The sequence below is a fragment of the Cryobacterium sp. TMT1-62 genome, from assembly GCF_004403145.1.
GTDB classification, from domain to species: domain Bacteria; phylum Actinomycetota; class Actinomycetes; order Actinomycetales; family Microbacteriaceae; genus Cryobacterium; species Cryobacterium sandaracinum.
In genome coordinates, this window is sequence record NZ_SOGZ01000015.1 from 1 (window position 1) to 15,568 (window position 15,568).

General features: G+C 69.5%; 13 protein-coding genes. 2 read left to right on the top strand and 11 right to left on the bottom strand.

Annotated features, from left to right (window positions below):
- Positions 1–124: 124 nt before the first annotated feature.
- The gene (gene tyrS, locus E3T34_RS03350) at positions 125–1,426 is read right to left on the bottom strand and encodes a tyrosine--tRNA ligase (RefSeq protein WP_241976920.1); all 1,302 of its coding nucleotides are present in this window, start codon (positions 1,424–1,426) and stop codon (positions 125–127) included.
- Between the two features lie 146 nt (positions 1,427–1,572).
- Between tyrS and E3T34_RS03355 the strand changes: the two genes are divergently transcribed.
- On the top strand, positions 1,573–2,223 hold the full coding sequence (locus E3T34_RS03355) for a winged helix-turn-helix transcriptional regulator (protein WP_134342190.1): 651 nt from the start codon (positions 1,573–1,575) through the stop codon (positions 2,221–2,223).
- Positions 2,220–2,933, top strand: coding sequence for a hypothetical protein (locus tag E3T34_RS03360; RefSeq protein ID WP_134342191.1), 714 nt, complete (start codon positions 2,220–2,222; stop codon positions 2,931–2,933). Before E3T34_RS03355 ends, E3T34_RS03360 begins: the two co-directional genes overlap by 4 nt.
- A gap of 268 nt (positions 2,934–3,201) precedes the next feature.
- Here the strand turns inward: E3T34_RS03360 and E3T34_RS03365 are convergent, their stop codons facing one another.
- The 10 genes from E3T34_RS03365 to pheS all read right to left on the bottom strand — a co-directional run bounded on the left by E3T34_RS03365 (position 3,202) and on the right by pheS (position 15,558).
- Positions 3,202–3,813 (bottom strand): DNA-3-methyladenine glycosylase, encoded by a 612-nt coding sequence (locus E3T34_RS03365; RefSeq protein ID WP_104101263.1) that lies wholly within the window; start codon positions 3,811–3,813, stop codon positions 3,202–3,204.
- Positions 3,810–5,252: an argininosuccinate lyase gene (gene argH, locus E3T34_RS03370; RefSeq protein ID WP_104101261.1), complete on the bottom strand. Its 1,443-nt coding sequence runs from the start codon at positions 5,250–5,252 to the stop codon at positions 3,810–3,812. The genes E3T34_RS03365 and argH overlap by 4 nt, the downstream gene beginning before the upstream one ends.
- 7 nt (positions 5,253–5,259) lie before the next feature.
- On the bottom strand, positions 5,260–6,459 hold the full coding sequence (locus E3T34_RS03375) for an argininosuccinate synthase (protein ID WP_104101259.1): 1,200 nt from the start codon (positions 6,457–6,459) through the stop codon (positions 5,260–5,262).
- A 62-nt stretch (positions 6,460–6,521) separates the two neighbouring features.
- Entirely contained in the window at positions 6,522–7,451 is a 930-nt protein-coding gene (argF, locus tag E3T34_RS03380; protein WP_134342192.1) for an ornithine carbamoyltransferase, read from the bottom strand.
- A gap of 38 nt (positions 7,452–7,489) precedes the next feature.
- Positions 7,490–8,719, bottom strand: a complete 1,230-nt coding sequence (locus E3T34_RS03385) for an acetylornithine transaminase (protein ID WP_255570907.1) — start codon at positions 8,717–8,719, stop codon at positions 7,490–7,492.
- On the bottom strand, positions 8,716–9,651 hold the full coding sequence (gene argB, locus E3T34_RS03390) for an acetylglutamate kinase (protein ID WP_134342193.1): 936 nt from the start codon (positions 9,649–9,651) through the stop codon (positions 8,716–8,718). The genes E3T34_RS03385 and argB overlap by 4 nt, the downstream gene beginning before the upstream one ends.
- Positions 9,648–10,820 carry a bifunctional glutamate N-acetyltransferase/amino-acid acetyltransferase ArgJ gene (gene argJ / locus E3T34_RS03395; RefSeq protein ID WP_104170088.1) on the bottom strand — a complete coding sequence of 391 codons (1,173 nt, stop codon included), beginning with the start codon at positions 10,818–10,820 and terminating at the stop codon, positions 9,648–9,650. Before argJ ends, argB begins: the two co-directional genes overlap by 4 nt.
- On the bottom strand, positions 10,817–11,860 hold the full coding sequence (argC, locus tag E3T34_RS03400; RefSeq protein WP_134342194.1) for an N-acetyl-gamma-glutamyl-phosphate reductase: 1,044 nt from the start codon (positions 11,858–11,860) through the stop codon (positions 10,817–10,819). Before argC ends, argJ begins: the two co-directional genes overlap by 4 nt.
- 123 nt (positions 11,861–11,983) lie before the next feature.
- The gene (pheT, locus tag E3T34_RS03405; RefSeq protein WP_134342195.1) at positions 11,984–14,518 is read right to left on the bottom strand and encodes a phenylalanine--tRNA ligase subunit beta; all 2,535 of its coding nucleotides are present in this window, start codon (positions 14,516–14,518) and stop codon (positions 11,984–11,986) included.
- Entirely contained in the window at positions 14,518–15,558 is a 1,041-nt protein-coding gene (gene pheS, locus E3T34_RS03410; protein ID WP_134342196.1) for a phenylalanine--tRNA ligase subunit alpha, read from the bottom strand. The genes pheT and pheS overlap by 1 nt, the downstream gene beginning before the upstream one ends.
- Between the last annotated feature and the right edge of the window lie 10 nt (positions 15,559–15,568).

Below are 15,568 nucleotides of genomic sequence, written 5' to 3' on the forward strand. Positions count from 1 at the left end.
TTCCGCACCTGTGGGGTACGTTTGAATACATTACGGCCGACACACCAGGCCGTCAAAACCAGCAACCGCCCGGGCGTGTCACGCCCCAACGGGGCGGAACGACCAGGCGACATCCGTCTCTGAATCAGACGACGAAAACGCCGGCCAAGGTCTTCTTCCCACGGCGGAGCACGGCCACTCCCCCGGGAAGCACGGCACCCTCGATGGTCTGGTCATCGCTCAACACCTTCACGTTGTTGAGATAGACCCCACCCTGGCTGATGGCACGGCGGGCTTCGCTCAGACTCATGCTGAGTCCGGTGTCGACCAGCAGCTGCACCACGGGGGCGTGCGGGGCGGTCGTCGTGTTCGGGAGTTCTCGCAGAGCGGCTTCGAGGGTGGCCTCGTCGAGATCGGACAGCTCACCCTGGCCGAAGAGGGCATGCGCGGCCTGGATGGCGGCATCCGTCGCGGCACGGCCGTGAACAAGGCTCGTCACGGACACGGCGAGCGTGCGCTGGGCGAGGCGTTTGAACGGTTCCGCCGCCACGGCACCCGCGAGCTCCTCGATGTCGGACCGGGTGAGGAAGGTGAACACCTTCAGCCGGTTGAGGACATCGGCATCGTCGGTGTTGAGCCAGAACTGGTAGAACGCGTACGGGCTGGTGAGGGTGGGGTCGAGCCAGACCGCGTTGCCCTCACTCTTGCCGAACTTGGTGCCGTCGCTGTTCGTAATCAGCGGGGTGCCGATGGCGTGGGCGCTCTCCCCCTCCGCCTTGCGGATGAGGTCGATACCGCTGGTGAGGTTGCCCCACTGGTCGCTGCCTCCGGTCTGCAGCACGCAGCCGTACGTGCGGAAGAGCTCGAGGAAGTCCATCCCCTGCAGAACCTGGTAACTGAACTCGGTGTAGCTGATGCCGGCGTCGGAATTCAGCCGGGCGCTCACGGCATCCTTCTTGAGCATGCTGCCGACCCGGAAGTACTTGCCGATGTCGCGCAGGAAGTCGATGGCACTGAGCGGGGCGGTCCAGTCCAGGTTGTTCACCAGGGTGACGGCGTTGTCGCCCTCCGAGCTCAGAAAGCGCGAGACCTGGGCCTGGAGGTAGCCCACCCACTCGCCGACGACATCCCGAGAGTTCAGGGTGCGCTCGGCCGTGGGGCGCGGGTCACCGATCAGTCCGGTGGACCCGCCGACCAAGCCGAGGGGCTTATGTCCGGCCAGCTGCAGCCGGCGCATGAGCAGCAGCTGCACGAGGTTGCCGAGGTGCAGGCTCGGGGCGGTCGGGTCGAAGCCGCAGTAGAACGTGGCCGGCGGGCCGGCGAGCAGCTCACGCAGTTCGGTGGTGTCGGTGGACACCTGTACCAGGCCTCGCCAGGAGATCTCCTCCCAGACGTCGTCGAAGGTCGGGTCGTTGGCTTGCAGGGCGAGGATGGCTGGATCTGACACGAGCCAAGGATATCAGCGCCCGACTCGCTGCCCGGGAATTCAGGACCACACCTTGATCGGCAAATATTAAGCCTATAGGCTGAATTAGTGTAGATTCATCGTGGAAGCTTCATATCAGCCCGCCAACTCCGTCGGAGGTCCCGCCCATGTTCGTCATCACGGCCGACCAGGTCGACAGCCGCAACGATCGCGATCGGGCCGGCGAGATGATCGCCGAGCTCGTGGCCGCGTACGGCCCGGCGTTCACGCTGCCGCCCGACCAGACGTCCGGCGATGAGATCCAGCTACTGCTGCCCGACGCCGGCACGGCCCTTGCCGCCGTTCTCGCGCTGCATCGCGCGGGCCATTGGAGCATCGGGCTCGGCATCGGCGAGGTGCGCACCCCTCTTCCAGAAACAACCCGGCAGGCCTCCGGCGGTGCGTTCGTCGCGGCGCGCGCGGCCGTGACGCGGGCAAAGAAGGCCGAGGCCCGGTTCAGTCTCGAGGTTGATCCGGCCGCTGGCCGTACTGCTGGCCGCTCTGCTCCGCTGCTCGACGCCGACGGGGTGGAAGCACTCATCACCAATCTGCTGCTCCTTCGCCAGCGTCGCTCGCAGGAGGGCTGGGCGGCCATCGACCTGCTGGCGAGCGGGATGTCCCAGGTGGAGATCGCCGCCGAGCTCGGCATTTCCCCCGCCGCCGTCAGCCAGCGCATCCGAATCGCCCTCTGGAGGGTCGACCAGTCCGCCCAGCCCGCACTCGTTAGGCTGCTGGAGAACCTCGAGCACGCCACGACCGAAACGGACCCTGCCGCATGATCTCCTCGTCCTTCCCGATCGTTGCCTACCTCTACTGGATGTCCCTCCTGGTCGTCACCACCGGCTCGCTGGTCTTCGCCATCCTCGCGTTCCGGCGCCAGAAGCCGCAGTTCGCCGCGGTCTCCGGCGGCGCCCTCGCCGCGGCCCTGATGATCGCCGCCCTCCCCTCGCCCGGAGGCGCGACCGTGTCGGGCGTGCTCCTCGGCATGGTGGCCCTCGGTCTCGCCGTGGTCGGCGGCGGCCCGGCGGCGCTGCTTGCGCTGAGGCTGGCCACGAACAACTCCGTGCCCCAAGGCCAGCACGGCGGGATCCTGGTCGACAACGGCGGCGCTCCCGTGACACCGGAGCCGGGCCGCGCGTCCGGGGTTGATGCCGGCGCACCGGATGCACCGGATGCACCGGATGCACCGGATGCACCGGATGCCACCGGTGTACCCGATGGTGAGGGGACGGCCGGAACGCACGGCACTTTCGTGCACGAGGTGCTGCGCGGTGGATTGATGATCGGAATCCTGGAGCGCCTCGCCGTGGCCGGCGCGATCCTGGCGGGCTTCCCGGAGGCCATCGCGGTCGTCGTGGCGATCAAGGGCGTCGGCCGCTTCACCGAGCTGGCCACGGCCGAGGCCCGGGAGCGGTTCATCATCGGCACGCTGGCGAGCCTGATCTGGGCGTGCGCGTGCGCCGCCCTGGTGCAGATCGCCCTGACGTAGGCGCCGGTCGGCGGTCGAGCTTGCCGGGATCCGGTGACCCGAACCTGCCGCGCGACCCGGGACATCCGTGCCGATCGCGCTGACGTAACCTCGGAGATTTTCGCGACACGCCGGTCGGCCCCCGAACCGGCGTTTCCCGAAAATCTCCGCTTTTATATGACGCCGGATGCCCCAGCGCGGGTCCCGGTGATGGCGCGAGCCCGGCGACGGCCCGAGCCTGTCGACGGTGCTCGCCTGTCGACGGTGCTCGCCTGTCGACGACGCGCGCCTAGCGAGAGTCGGGCTCAGCGCCCAGCTTCGGATGTCGCCGGTACGGCGACACCGACGCGTCGCCCGGGATCCAGAATCGCCACGGATACTCCGCTCCCCCGCCGACGCCGCCGACTCCGGTGCGGGGTCCGCTGCGGAAAGCGACCGGTTCGGGAGGCAGGGTCAGCGTGAACGGCGCCTCACCGAGGTCCGCACCGTCGTCTCCCAGCCCGATGCCGAGCGCCAGCGTGAGCCGGGCCGGGCCGCGCGCCAGGTCGCGGTCGCTGCGTGAGGTGGGGCGGCGCATCCGTGCCTCGGCGACACCGTCGACGATCTCGCCGGCGCGCAGCAGCACGGCGGACGCTTCGCCGCCCGGCGAGCAGACGATGTTCGCACAGACGTGCATGCCGTAGCTGAAGTACGCGTAGAGGTGGCCGCTCGGGCCGAACATCGACGCGTTCCGCCGGGTCTGGCCACGGAAGGCGTGCGAGCCGGGGTCGAGCCCTTGCCCGAGGTAGGCCTCCACCTCGGTGATGCGCAGCCGCACCCCGGCGCGGTCGAGCAGCGCGCCCAACAACTGTGGCGCGACCTCAACGGCCGGTCGCGCCAGAATGCCGTCGGCGAGTGTCACATGCCGAGCGCAGCCGCCAGCGCGCGCACCCGGGTGACGAGCGCCGCGCGCTGCTCCGCCACGCGCACCGGGGCGGTCCCGCCCTGGCCGTCGCGGCGGGACACCGAACCGGTGATGGTGAGTACCTCGCGCACGTCCGGCGTGAGGTGCGGCGACAGCGCGAGCAGCGCGGCGTCGTCCACCTCGTGCAGGTCGAGCCCGTTCCGCTCCGCGAACTTCACCAGCGAACCGGTGATTTCGTGCGCGTCCCGGAACGTGACCTGCTGCTTGACGAGCCACTCGGCGACGTCGGTGGCCAGGGAGAATCCCTGGGGGGCGAGCTCGGCCATCCGTTCAGTGTGGAAGGTCAGGGTCGCGATCATTCCGCTGAAGGCCGGCAGGAGCACCTCGAGCGTCTCGATCGAGTCGAAGACTGGCTCCTTGTCTTCCTGCAGGTCGCGGTTGTAGGCGAGCGGCAACCCCTTGAGAGTGGTCAGCAGACCGGTCAGGTTGCCGATCAGGCGCCCCGCCTTGCCGCGGGCCAGCTCGGCGATGTCCGGGTTCTTCTTCTGCGGCATGATCGACGACCCGGTGGAGTAGGAGTCGTCGAGGGTGACGAAACCGAACTCGCGGGTGTTCCAGAGGATGATCTCCTCGGCCAGACGGGACAGATCGATACCGATCTGGGCGGTGATGTACGCGAACTCGGCGACCAGGTCGCGGCTCGCGGTGCCGTCGATCGAGTTCTCGACCACGGCGCTGAAGCCGAGGTCGGCCGCCACCAGGTTGGCGTCGAGGCCGAGCGTGTTGCCGGCCAGGGCACCAGACCCATAGGGCGAGTAGTCGGCGCGTGTGTTCCAGTCGGTGAACCGCTCGAGGTCGCGCACGAGCGGCCAGCAGTGCGCGAACAGGTGGTGGGCGAGCAGCACCGGCTGGGCGTGCTGCAGATGCGTGCGGCCCGGCATGATGGCCTCGTCGTTCGCTTCGGCCTGCGACGCCAGGGCGTCGATCAGGTCGATGACGTGGGCGGAGATGCCCTTCGCCTTGTCGCGCAGCAGCATCCGCACCAGGGTGGCGACCTGGTCGTTGCGGCTGCGGCCAGCGCGCAGCTTGCCGCCCAGTTCGACGCCGACGATGTCGATCAGGCCGCGTTCCAGGGCCGAATGCACATCCTCGTCGGATTCCGCGGGAAGGAAGCTCTCGTCGACCACGGCCTGCATCAGGGTGTCGAGGCCGGCGATCATGGCGACGAGTTCCGGGGCGGTCAGGTAACCGGCCGCGGCCAGGGCCCGCGCGTGGGCCTGGGAACCACGGATGTCGTAGGGAGCCAGCGGCCAGTCGAACTGGGTCGACTTGCTCAGCTTCGCCAGTTCCGGCGACGGTCCCCCGGCGAAGCGGCCACCCCAGAGGGCGCCCGCCTTGCCCGCGCGGTTCTCGTGCGTGTCCGTGTCGCCAGCCACGTCAGCCCTACTTGCCGGCGAGGTCGCGGCGGGCCGAGATCTTGCTCGGCAGCGACCACAGCTCGATGAAACCCTTGGCCATGGACTGGTCGAAAGTGTCCCCGGTGTCGTAGGTGGCGAGGTTGAAGTCGTAGAGGCTCTGCGTGGACTTGCGGCCGGTGACGACGGCGGTGCCGGCATGCATCTTCAGACGGATGTCGCCGGTCACGTGCTTCTGCGTCTCGTCGATGAACACGTCGAGTGCGCGCTTCAGGCCGGAGAACCAGAGGCCGTCGTAGACGAGTTCGGCCCACTTGGACTCGACCGTGCGCTTGTAGCGGGCCAGGTCACGTTCCACGGTCATGTTCTCGAGCTCTTCGTGCGCGGCGATCAGGGCGATGCCGGCGGGGGCCTCGTAGACCTCGCGGCTCTTGATGCCGACGAGGCGGTCCTCGACGATGTCGATCCGTCCGACGCCCTGGTTGCCGGCGAGCAGGTTCATCATTTCGATGGCCTGCAGCGGGGTGACGGCGACGCCGTCAATCGCGACGGGAACACCCTGGTCGAAGCTGATGACGACCTCGGTGGGCTCGCGAGTCACGGCCGGGTCCTGCGTGTACGTGTAGAGGTCTTCGATCGGGGCATTCCACGGGTCTTCGAGGAAGCCGGTTTCGACCGCACGACCGTAGACGTTCTGGTCGATCGAGTAGGGGCTCTTCTTCGACTGTGCGATGGGCAGGTCGTGCAGCGCCGCGTATTCGATGGCTTTGTCCCGGGTGAGGGCGAAATCGCGCACCGGGGCGAGCGAGGTGAGCTCGGGCGCGAGGGCGGCGACGGCGGCCTCGAAGCGCACCTGGTCGTTGCCCTTGCCGGTGCAGCCGTGCGCGACGCTGTTCGCTCCGAGCTCCTTGGCCGTGGAGGCGAGGTACTTGGCGATCAGCGGGCGGCTGAGCGCGGAGACGAGCGGGTAACGCTTCTGGTAGAGCGCGTTGGCCTTGAGGGCCGGCACGACGTAGTCGCTGGCGAACTCGTCCTTCGCGTCGACGACGATGGACTCGACGGCGCCGCAGTCCAGGGCGCGCTGGCGGATGACGTCCATATCCTCGCCGCTCTGTCCCACGTCGATGGCGAGGGCCACGACCTCTTTGCCGGTTGCATCCTTCAGCCAGCCGATGCCAACCGAGGTATCGAGTCCGCCCGAATATGCCAGCACAACGCGTTCAGCCATGGTTCTCCCTAAAAATTCGATCTGATCAAGTTTACGGTCATGCTGTGACGCCCGCCGGGGCGTTAGGCGCTGTTCTGGGTGAGCAGCCAGACGAGCAGCGCCTTCTGGGCGTGCAGGCGGTTTTCGGCCTCGTCCCAGATGATGCTCTGCGCGCCGTCGATGACGTCGGCGGTCACCTCGAAACCGCGGTCAGCCGGCAGACAGTGCAGGAAGTGCGCGTCGGGCTTCGCGAGCGCCATCAGGGCGGCGTCCACACGGTAGCGACCGAGGTCACCCAGGCGGGTGGCCTTCTCCTCTTCCTTGCCCATCGACACCCAGGTGTCGGTGACGACCACGTCGACGCCGGTGACGGCCGCGACCGGGTCGGTGAAGAGCTCCACGGAGCCGCCGGTGCGCAGGGCGATCGCCGCGGCATCCGCGACGACCTCGTCGGTGGGCGTGTACCCGACCGGGGAGGCGATGCGCACGTGCATGCCCGCGGTCGCGCCGGCAAGCAGGTAGGACTGGCCCATGTTGCAGGCTCCGTCGCCGAGGAACGCGAGGGTCTGACCGGCCAGGTCGCCGCGGTGCTCACGGATGGTGAGCAGGTCGGCGAGCAACTGGCAGGGGTGGAAGTCGTCGGACAGCGCATTGACGACGGGCACCGTGGTGCCGAGGGCCATCTCCTCGAGTCCGGCCTGGCCGTAGGTGCGCCAGACGATCGCGGCCACCTGGCGTTCGAGCACGCGGGCCGTGTCGGAGGCGGTTTCCTTGCCACCGAGCTGGCTGTTCGCGGTGCTGATGATCAGCGGGCTGCCGCCGAGGTCGGCGATCCCCACGGCGAAGGAGACCCGGGTGCGGGTCGATGACTTGTCGAAGATGACAGCCACGGTCTGCGGGCCGGCCAGAGGTTTGACCGCGAATCGGTCACGCTTGAGGTCCAGGGCAAGGTCGAGGATCTCGGCCTGTTCGGCCGGTGAGATGTCGTCGTCGCGCAGGAAATGGCGGGTCACGGTGTCACTTTCGCTTCTGGGGAATAGATCGTTCAACTCTAGAGGCTGGCCAGAGCGAGCCCGAATCGGCACTCGAAATCGGCCAGTTCGTCGTCGCCGACGATGAGGGGCGGGGCCAGACGGATGGTGGACTCGTTTGCGGCGTTCACGATCAAGCCGTTGCTCTGGGCCGCGGCCGCCAGGCGGGTAGCGACCGGTTCGGTCAGCCCGACACCGAGCAGGAGCCCGCGGCCGCGCACCTCGCCGATGAGGGGGGAACCGAACCCGGCGAGGATCCCCCGCAGCTGCTCGCCGCGCCGCGCGGCGTTGGCGACCAGGCCGTCGGCCTCGATGGCGCCGAGCACGGCGTTGGCGGCGGCCGTGACGAGCGGGTTGCCGGCATAGGTCGAGCCGTGCTGGCCGCGCTGGAACAGCTCCGACGCCGCCCCGAAGGTGACGAGGGCGCCGATGGGCAGGCCGCCGCCGATCCCCTTCGCCAGCGTGAGCGCATCCGGCTGGATACCGTCGTGCTGGTAGGCGAACCACTCGCCGGTGCGGCCGGCGCCGGTCTGCACCTCGTCGAGGATGAGCAGCACGCCGTTTCGGGTGCACAGCTCGCGGGCGTGGCGCAGGAACCCTGCGGGCAGGTCGACCACCCCGGCCTCGCCCTGCACGGGCTCGAGGAAGAGGGCGGCGACGGTCTCGTCGATCGCGGCGTCCAGCCCCTCGAGCGTGGCGTGGATGTGCTCGACCCCCTCGGGGACCGGCAGGAACGGCTCGCGCATGGCCGGCTTGCCGGAGAGGGCGAGCGCCCCCATCGTGCGGCCGTGGAACGAGTCGTGCAGGGAGAGGATGCGGGTTCGGCTGCCACCGTCGGTGTTCAGTCGGGCCAGCTTGAATGCGGCCTCGTTGGCCTCGGCGCCGGAATTGCAGAAGTAGACCCGGCCGGCCTGTCCCGCACTGGTGAGGCGCTTGAGCCGTTCGGCCAGTTCCAGCTGCGGTGGCGACGCGAAGTAGTTCGAGACGTGGGCAAGCCGGCCGACCTGGTCGGTGACCGCGGCGACGAGAGCCGGATGCGCGTGGCCGAGCGAGTTCACGGCGATTCCGGCGAGGAAGTCGAGGTACTTCGTGCCCTCGTCGTCCCAGACGTAGCACCCCTTCCCGCGCACGAGCATCGCCAGCGGCGGTGCGATCGTGTGCATCATGGCGGCGCTGAAACGCTCGCGCCAGTCGGGGGTGCCGGAATCGGCCATCTGTGCGGTGCTCGATTCTGGGTGCGTATTGCTCATGCCGGGACCACTTCGGTTCCAATCCCGCTGCCGGTGAAGACCTCGAGCAGGATCGAGTGTGGTACCCGGCCGTCGATGATGGCCGCCTTCGCGACGCCACCCTCGACCGCGTCGAGGCAGGCCGTCATCTTGGGGATCATTCCCGACTCGAGGCCCGGCAGTAGGGAGCGAAGCGAGTCCACGTCGATGACCGACACCAGCGAGTCGTGGTTGGGCCAGTCGCTGTACAGCCCCGCGACATCGGTCAGGATGACCAGTTTGACGGCGCCGAGCGCGACCGCGAGGGCCGCGGCGGCGGCGTCGGCGTTGATGTTCAGGGACTGGCCCGGGACATCCGTGTCGGGTGCGATCGAGGAGACGACCGGTATACGGCCGGCGGCGAGCTGGGCGAGCACGGCCTCGGGGTCGACGCCGATCACGTCGCCGACGAGGCCGAGGTCGACCTCGCCGCCGTCGATGACGGTGCCGCGGCGACGGCCCTGGAACAGCCCGGCGTCCTCGCCGGACAGCCCGGCCGACAGCGGGCCGTGCTGGTTGATGCGGCTGACCAGCTCGCGGTTGATCTGGCCGGTGAGCACCATCCGCACGACGTCCATCGCCTCGGGCGTGGTCACCCGGTAGCCACCGCGGAACTCGCTCGCTATGCCGAGGCGGTCGAGCATCGCGGAGATCTGCGGGCCGCCGCCGTGCACGACGACGGGGCGGATGCCGGCATAACGCAGGTACACCATGTCTTCGGCGAACGCTCGCTGCAGTTCCTCGCTGACCATGGCGTTGCCACCGAACTTGACCACGATGATCTGGTCGTGGAACCGCTTGAGCCAGGGCAGCGACTCAATCAGCGTGGCGGCCTTGACGGCTGCCTCCGCCCGGCTGTTCGTCTCGTCGCCTGGGGTCGTCTCGTCGCCGGGGGTTTCGTGGACCGGGTTCAACTCGAGTACGCGCTGTTCTCTTCGACGTAGGCGTGGGTGAGGTCGTTGGTCCAGATGGTGGCCGTCTCGTCGCCCTCGTGCAGGTCGATCAGCACGGAGACCGAGCGGGGGGTCAGGTCGACGAGCTCACGCGGCTGGTCGGGTTCCCCCGCGGTGCAGACCTGCACGCCATTGATGGCGACGTCGATGCCGTAGGGGTCGAAGGCGGCATCCGTCGTACCGACCGCCGCGAGCACGCGGCCCCAATTCGGGTCGTTGCCGAAGATCGCGGTCTTGAACAGGTTGCTGCGGGAGACCGCGCGGGCGACCGTGACGGCGTCGGCCTCGGTGCCGGCGTGCCGCACCGTAATGGCGACGTCGTGGGCGGACCCCTCGGCGTCGGCCTGCAGCTGCAGGGTGAGGTCCTGGCAGATGGCGATCAGGGCATCCGTGAATTCGGCCAGGTCGGCGGTGACCCCGCTCGCCCCGGAGCCGAGGAGGGTGACAGTGTCGTTGGTGGACATGCAGCCGTCGGAGTCGAGGCGGTCGAACGTGACCCGGGTGGCCTGGCGGAGGGCCACGTCCAGCTGCTCGGAGTCGAGCACGGCGTCGGTGGTCAGCACCACGAGCATGGTGGCAAGGCCAGGCGCGAGCATTCCGGCGCCCTTGGCCATGCCGCCGATGGTCCAGCCGGTGTCGGAAACGAGCATGGTCTGCTTGGGTGTGGTGTCGGTGGTCATGATCGCCTGCGCCGCGGCCAGGCCGGCGGCGTCGGAGGTGGCCTTCTCACCCTGCAGCGCGAGGGTCGCGTCCCACACGCCGGCGGTGATCTTGCCGAGGTCGAGCTGTTCGCCGATCAGGCCGGTGGAACAGACCAGCACCTCGCCGGCGGAGATCTCCAAGCGGTCGGCGATGGCCTCGGCGGTGGCGTGCGTGGTCTGGAAGCCGATGCTGCCGGTGTAGCAGTTCGCGCCGCCCGAGTTGAGCACGATGGCCTTGACTCGGCCGCCCTTCATGACCTGCTCGCTCCAAAGCACCGGGTTCGCCTTGCACCGGTTACTGGTGAAAACGCTGGCCGCGCTGGTGAGCGGGCCGAGGTTCTGCACGACGGCGAGGTCGAGCCCGCCGGACTGTTTCAGGCCGGCGGTAACTCCGGCGGCGGCGAACCCGGCGGGGGCGGTGACACTCATGGGGCAACTCCATTCGTGCTCAGGCCCGTGGTCTCGGGCAGTCCCAACGCCAGGTTGGCGGACTGGATGGCGGCACCGGCGGTGCCCTTGGTGAGATTGTCGACGGCGGTGATCGTCACGACGCGGCCCACGGCCTCGTCGACGGCGAGGCCGATCAGCGCGGTGTTGGCGCCGAGCACATCGCCCGTGCGCGGGAATCGGCCCTCCGGCAGCACATGCACGAACGGTTCGTCGGCGTAGGTCGCCTCCCAGGCGGCGCGCACCGCGGCGCCGGATGTGCCGGGCACGAGACGGGCCGTCGCGGTGCAGAGGATTCCCCGCGACATCGGCACGATCACCGGGGTGAATGAGATGGTCGGGTTCGAGGCCCCTGCCCAGCGCAGGCTCTGCTGGATTTCGGGGATGTGGCGGTGCACGCCGCCGACCGCGTAGGGGTTCGCGGAGCCGAGGATCTCGCTTGCGAGGTTCGGCAGCGTCAGACTCTTGCCGGCGCCGGAGGGTCCGACCGCGAGCACCGCGGCCAAGTCTTCGGGCTCGATCACCCCGGCACGGATGCCCGGCGCCAGCGCCAACGCCACCGTGCTCGCGTTGCAGCCGGGGGCGGCGACGCGGCGGGAGCCGGCCAACCGGGAGCGCTGCGTGCCGCCGACCACCGGGAGCTCGGGCACGCCGTAGGTCCAGGCGCCGAAGTAGTCGCCCCCGTAGAACGCCGCCCAGTCGCTCTCACTTTCGAGCCGATGGTCGGCACCGCAGTCCACGACGAGCGTGTCGGCGGAAAGGTGCGCGGTGAGGGCACCGGATGCTCCGTGGGGCAGGGCGAGGAACACCACATCGTGCCCGGCGAGGGTTTCGGGCGTCGTGTCGACCAGGGTGAGGTGCGCGAGCGAGCGCAGGTGCGGCTGCGCGTCGATCAGACGCTGCCCGGCAGTGCTGTGCGCCGTGACCGTGCGCACCTCGAAGTCGGGGTGCCCGGCCAACAGACGCAACAATTCACCGCCCGCGTAGCCACTCGCACCTGCCACCGCCACCGAAAAAGACATGTTCCCAACCTAGCGCGCCGCCCCGCGCGCCGAGAATCGCCGTTCGCGCCGATAATCGCCGCCCGGGCGGTGACTCTCGGCGCGCGGAGCGGGCGCCAGCCCGCGCCACTCGCGCTACTCGCGCTACTCGCGGAGAGTGGCCCCGAAGCGGGCGGCGGCCACCGCGACGCCGGCGAGTTTGGCGTCGCTGGCCTCCGCGGCGGTGAGGGTGCGCTCCGGCGCCCGGAACCGCAGCGCGAACGTCAGTGACTTGCGTCCGGACGGCACGCCCGTGCCGCGGTAATCGTCGACGAGTTCGGCGTGGTCGAGCAGCGGCCCGCAGCCCTCGAGCAGCGTGCGGAGCACGTCGCCGGCCGGCACGCCGGCGTCGACCACGAGGGACAGGTCCTGTGTGGCGGCCGGCATCGTGGCGATCGGTGTGGCGCGCAGCTCGGCGCCGGCCTCCGCGAACACGGCGGTCAGGTCGATCTCGGCAACCGCGACGACCGCGGGCAGGTCCGCGTCGCGGGCGATGCTGGGCAGCAGTTCGCCGGCGTAGCCGACCGAGGTCGTGCCGGCATCCGTCGTCACGAACAGCTCGGCGGTGCGGCCGGGATGCATGGCCTGGTGCGAACCCTGGCGAACCGTGATCGGAACGCCGGCGGCCAGCGCGACCTGCTGCACCGCGGCGAGGGCGTGCTGCCAGCTTGCGGCCACGGCGGGCTGCCCCGGCTGGTGCCGCACGACGGAGCCGGTCAGCACGACCGCCACCGACAGAGGCTGCGGCGGGATGCCCGCGTTGAGCTCGGCCTCCAGCTGCGCGCTCGGGCGCACCGCGCCGGGCGGCACGACGGAGCCGCCGTAACGGATGCCCGCCACCGGCCGGAACACCAAGCCCAGTTCGAAGACGGCCAGGTCGGTGAGGCCGCGCGAGCGGTTGCGGTGTGCGATCTGCAGCAGCCCGGGCAGGATCGACGTGCGCAGGAACGGCGCCTCTCCGTCGAGCGGGTTGGCAACCCGGATCTGCGGAACAGCAGGGCCGATGGGCAGCCCGAACAGGTTGTTCGACTTCTCCGCCACGAACGGGTACGCGAGCACCTCGGTGTGGCCGGTGGCCGCCAGGGTCTGCGCCACCTGGCGGCGCAGGGTCTGCGCGTGGGTGAGGCTGCGCCCGGGCGGGGCGACGGGCAGCACCGAGGGGATGCGGTTGTAACCGACGATGCGGGCGACTTCCTCGGCCAGGGTCCACTTGTCCGTCAGGTCGGGGCGCCAGCTCGGGGCGGTGACGTTCAGCCCGATCTCGGTCTCCTCGATCGAGGCGCCGATCTCGGCCAGCGAGGTGCGCACCTCCTCGCGGGTGTAGTCGAGTCCGATCAGGCCGGAGATGAAGCCGGTCGGCAGGAAGATCGGCTCGGCGTCGGGCGTGGCGTCGTGCAGGGAGCCGAGGCCGTCGGCTTCTCCCCCGGAGAGCTCGACCAGCAACTGAACGACGCGGGCGGCGGCGACCGCGGCCACGGCCGGGTCCACCCCGCGCTCGAACCTGCGGGATGCCTCGCTGGGAAGCTTGTGCCGACGGGCCGTGCGCGCGATCGATACCGGGTCGAAGTTCGCGGCCTCGATCAGCACATTCGTGGTCGCGGAACCGATCTCGGTGCTCTGACCGCCCATTACGCCGGCCAGACCGATCGGTCCGGACTCGTCGGTGATCAGCAAGTCTTCGGCGTTGAGAATGCGGGTGACGTCGTCGAGGGTGACGAGCTTCTCGCCCGGTTCTGCGCGACGCACGGTGATACCGCCGGCCAGCTTGTCAAGGTCGTAGCCGTGGATCGGCTGGCCGAGCTCGATCATCACGTAGTTGGTGACGTCGACGATCAGCGAGATCGAACGGATGCCGGCCAGCTTCAGGCGGGCGATCAACCAGGCCGGAGACGGCCGGGTGGGGTCCACGCCGCGCACCGCGCGGGTGACGAACACGCTCGCGCCGACGCGACCGCGGATCGGGGCCTGATCGGCGATGGTGACCGGGAAGGCGACCGTGGACGCGTCCGCGGTGACGGAGAGCGCCGGGTCGCGGAAGGCAGCCCCGGTGGCGTGCGCGTACTCGCGGGCGACGCCACGGATCGAGAAGGCGTAGCCCCGGTCGGGCGTGACGTTGATCTCGACGGCGGTGTCGTCCAGGCCCAGCAGGCTGATCGCATCCGTGCCGATCTCGGGGTCGAGGCCGAGGCTGCCGAGCACCAGGATGCCGTCGTGCTCGTCGCCGAGGCCGAGTTCGCGGGCCGAGGCGATCATGCCGTCGGACACGTGGCCGTAGGTCTTGCGGGGCGCGATCGGGAACGGACCGGGCAGCACGGCGCCGGGCAGGGTCACGACAACCTTGTCGCCGACGACGAAGTTGTGGGCGCCGCAGACAATGCCGTGCACGGCCGGGCCGCCGTCGGCCGCGAGCTCGCCGTCAGCGGCGACGCGCACCTGGCACCAGTTGATGGTCTTGCCGTTGGTCTGCTCCTCGCCGACGAACTCGAGCACCTGGCCGACCACGATCGGCCCGGTCAGCTCGAAGCGGTGGATCTCCTCCTCTTCGAGGCCCACGCTCACCAGGGCGGCGTGCACGTCCTCGGGCGTGATGCCCGGGGCCAGGTCGACGAACTCAGCCAGCCAGCTCAGTGGTACACGCATCAGACGGTCATCCCGTACTGCTGGCTGAACCGGACGTCGCCTTCGACCATGTCGTGCATATCCTTCACATCATTTCGGAACATCAATGCCCGTTCGACGCCGACGCCGAACGCGAATCCGGAGTAGACCTCCGGGTCGATCCCGGCGGAACGCAACACATTGGCGTTGACCATGCCGCAGCCGCCCCACTCGATCCAGCGGGCGCCGTCCTTGAAGGTCGGGTGCCACAGGTCGAGTTCGGCGCTCGGCTCGGTGAACGGGAAGTAGTTGGGGCGCAGGCGCACCTTCGCCTCGGGGCCGAACATGGCCTGCACGAAATGGTCGAGAGTGCCGCGCAGGTGCGCCATGGTCAGGCCCTTGTCGACGGCGATGCCCTCGATCTGGTGGAACACGGGCGTGTGCGTGGCGTCAAGTTCGTCGGTGCGGAACACCCGGCCGGGCGCGACGACATAAACGGGAAGTTCGCGCGACAACAGGGCACGCAGCTGTACCGGCGAGGTGTGGGTGCGCAGTACCAGGTGTGCCTCGGGTGGGTCGATGAAGAACGTGTCCTGCATGGCACGGGCCGGGTGGTCCTCGTCGAAATTGAGGGCGTCGAAGTTGAACCACTCGCTCTCGAGCTCGGGGCCCTCGGCGACCTCCCAGCCCATGCCGACGAAGACATCCGCGACGCGCTCCTGCAACAGGGTGAGCGGATGCCGCGCGCCGGGCTTCCAGGTGGAGGCCGCCGCCGTCACGTCGACCGTTTCGGCCGCGAGCTGAGCGGTTGCCTCAGCCTCGGTGATCGCGGCCTCGCGGGCGGAGAACGCCTGGGCGACGGCACCTCGGGCCTGGCCGAGAAGCTTGCCGGCGGCGGCCTTCTGGTTGCCCGGCACGCTGCGCATCAGCGCGTTGAGTCGGGCCAGCGGGGAGGCCTCGCCGGTGTGCTCGGTGCGCACGGTTTTCAGGGCCGCGGAGTCGTTCGCGGCGTCAATGGCGGCGAGTGCGGCGTCGACGGCCGCGCTCACGACTGGTTCAGAGATCTCAGTGGGGTCAGACACAAGGCACAAG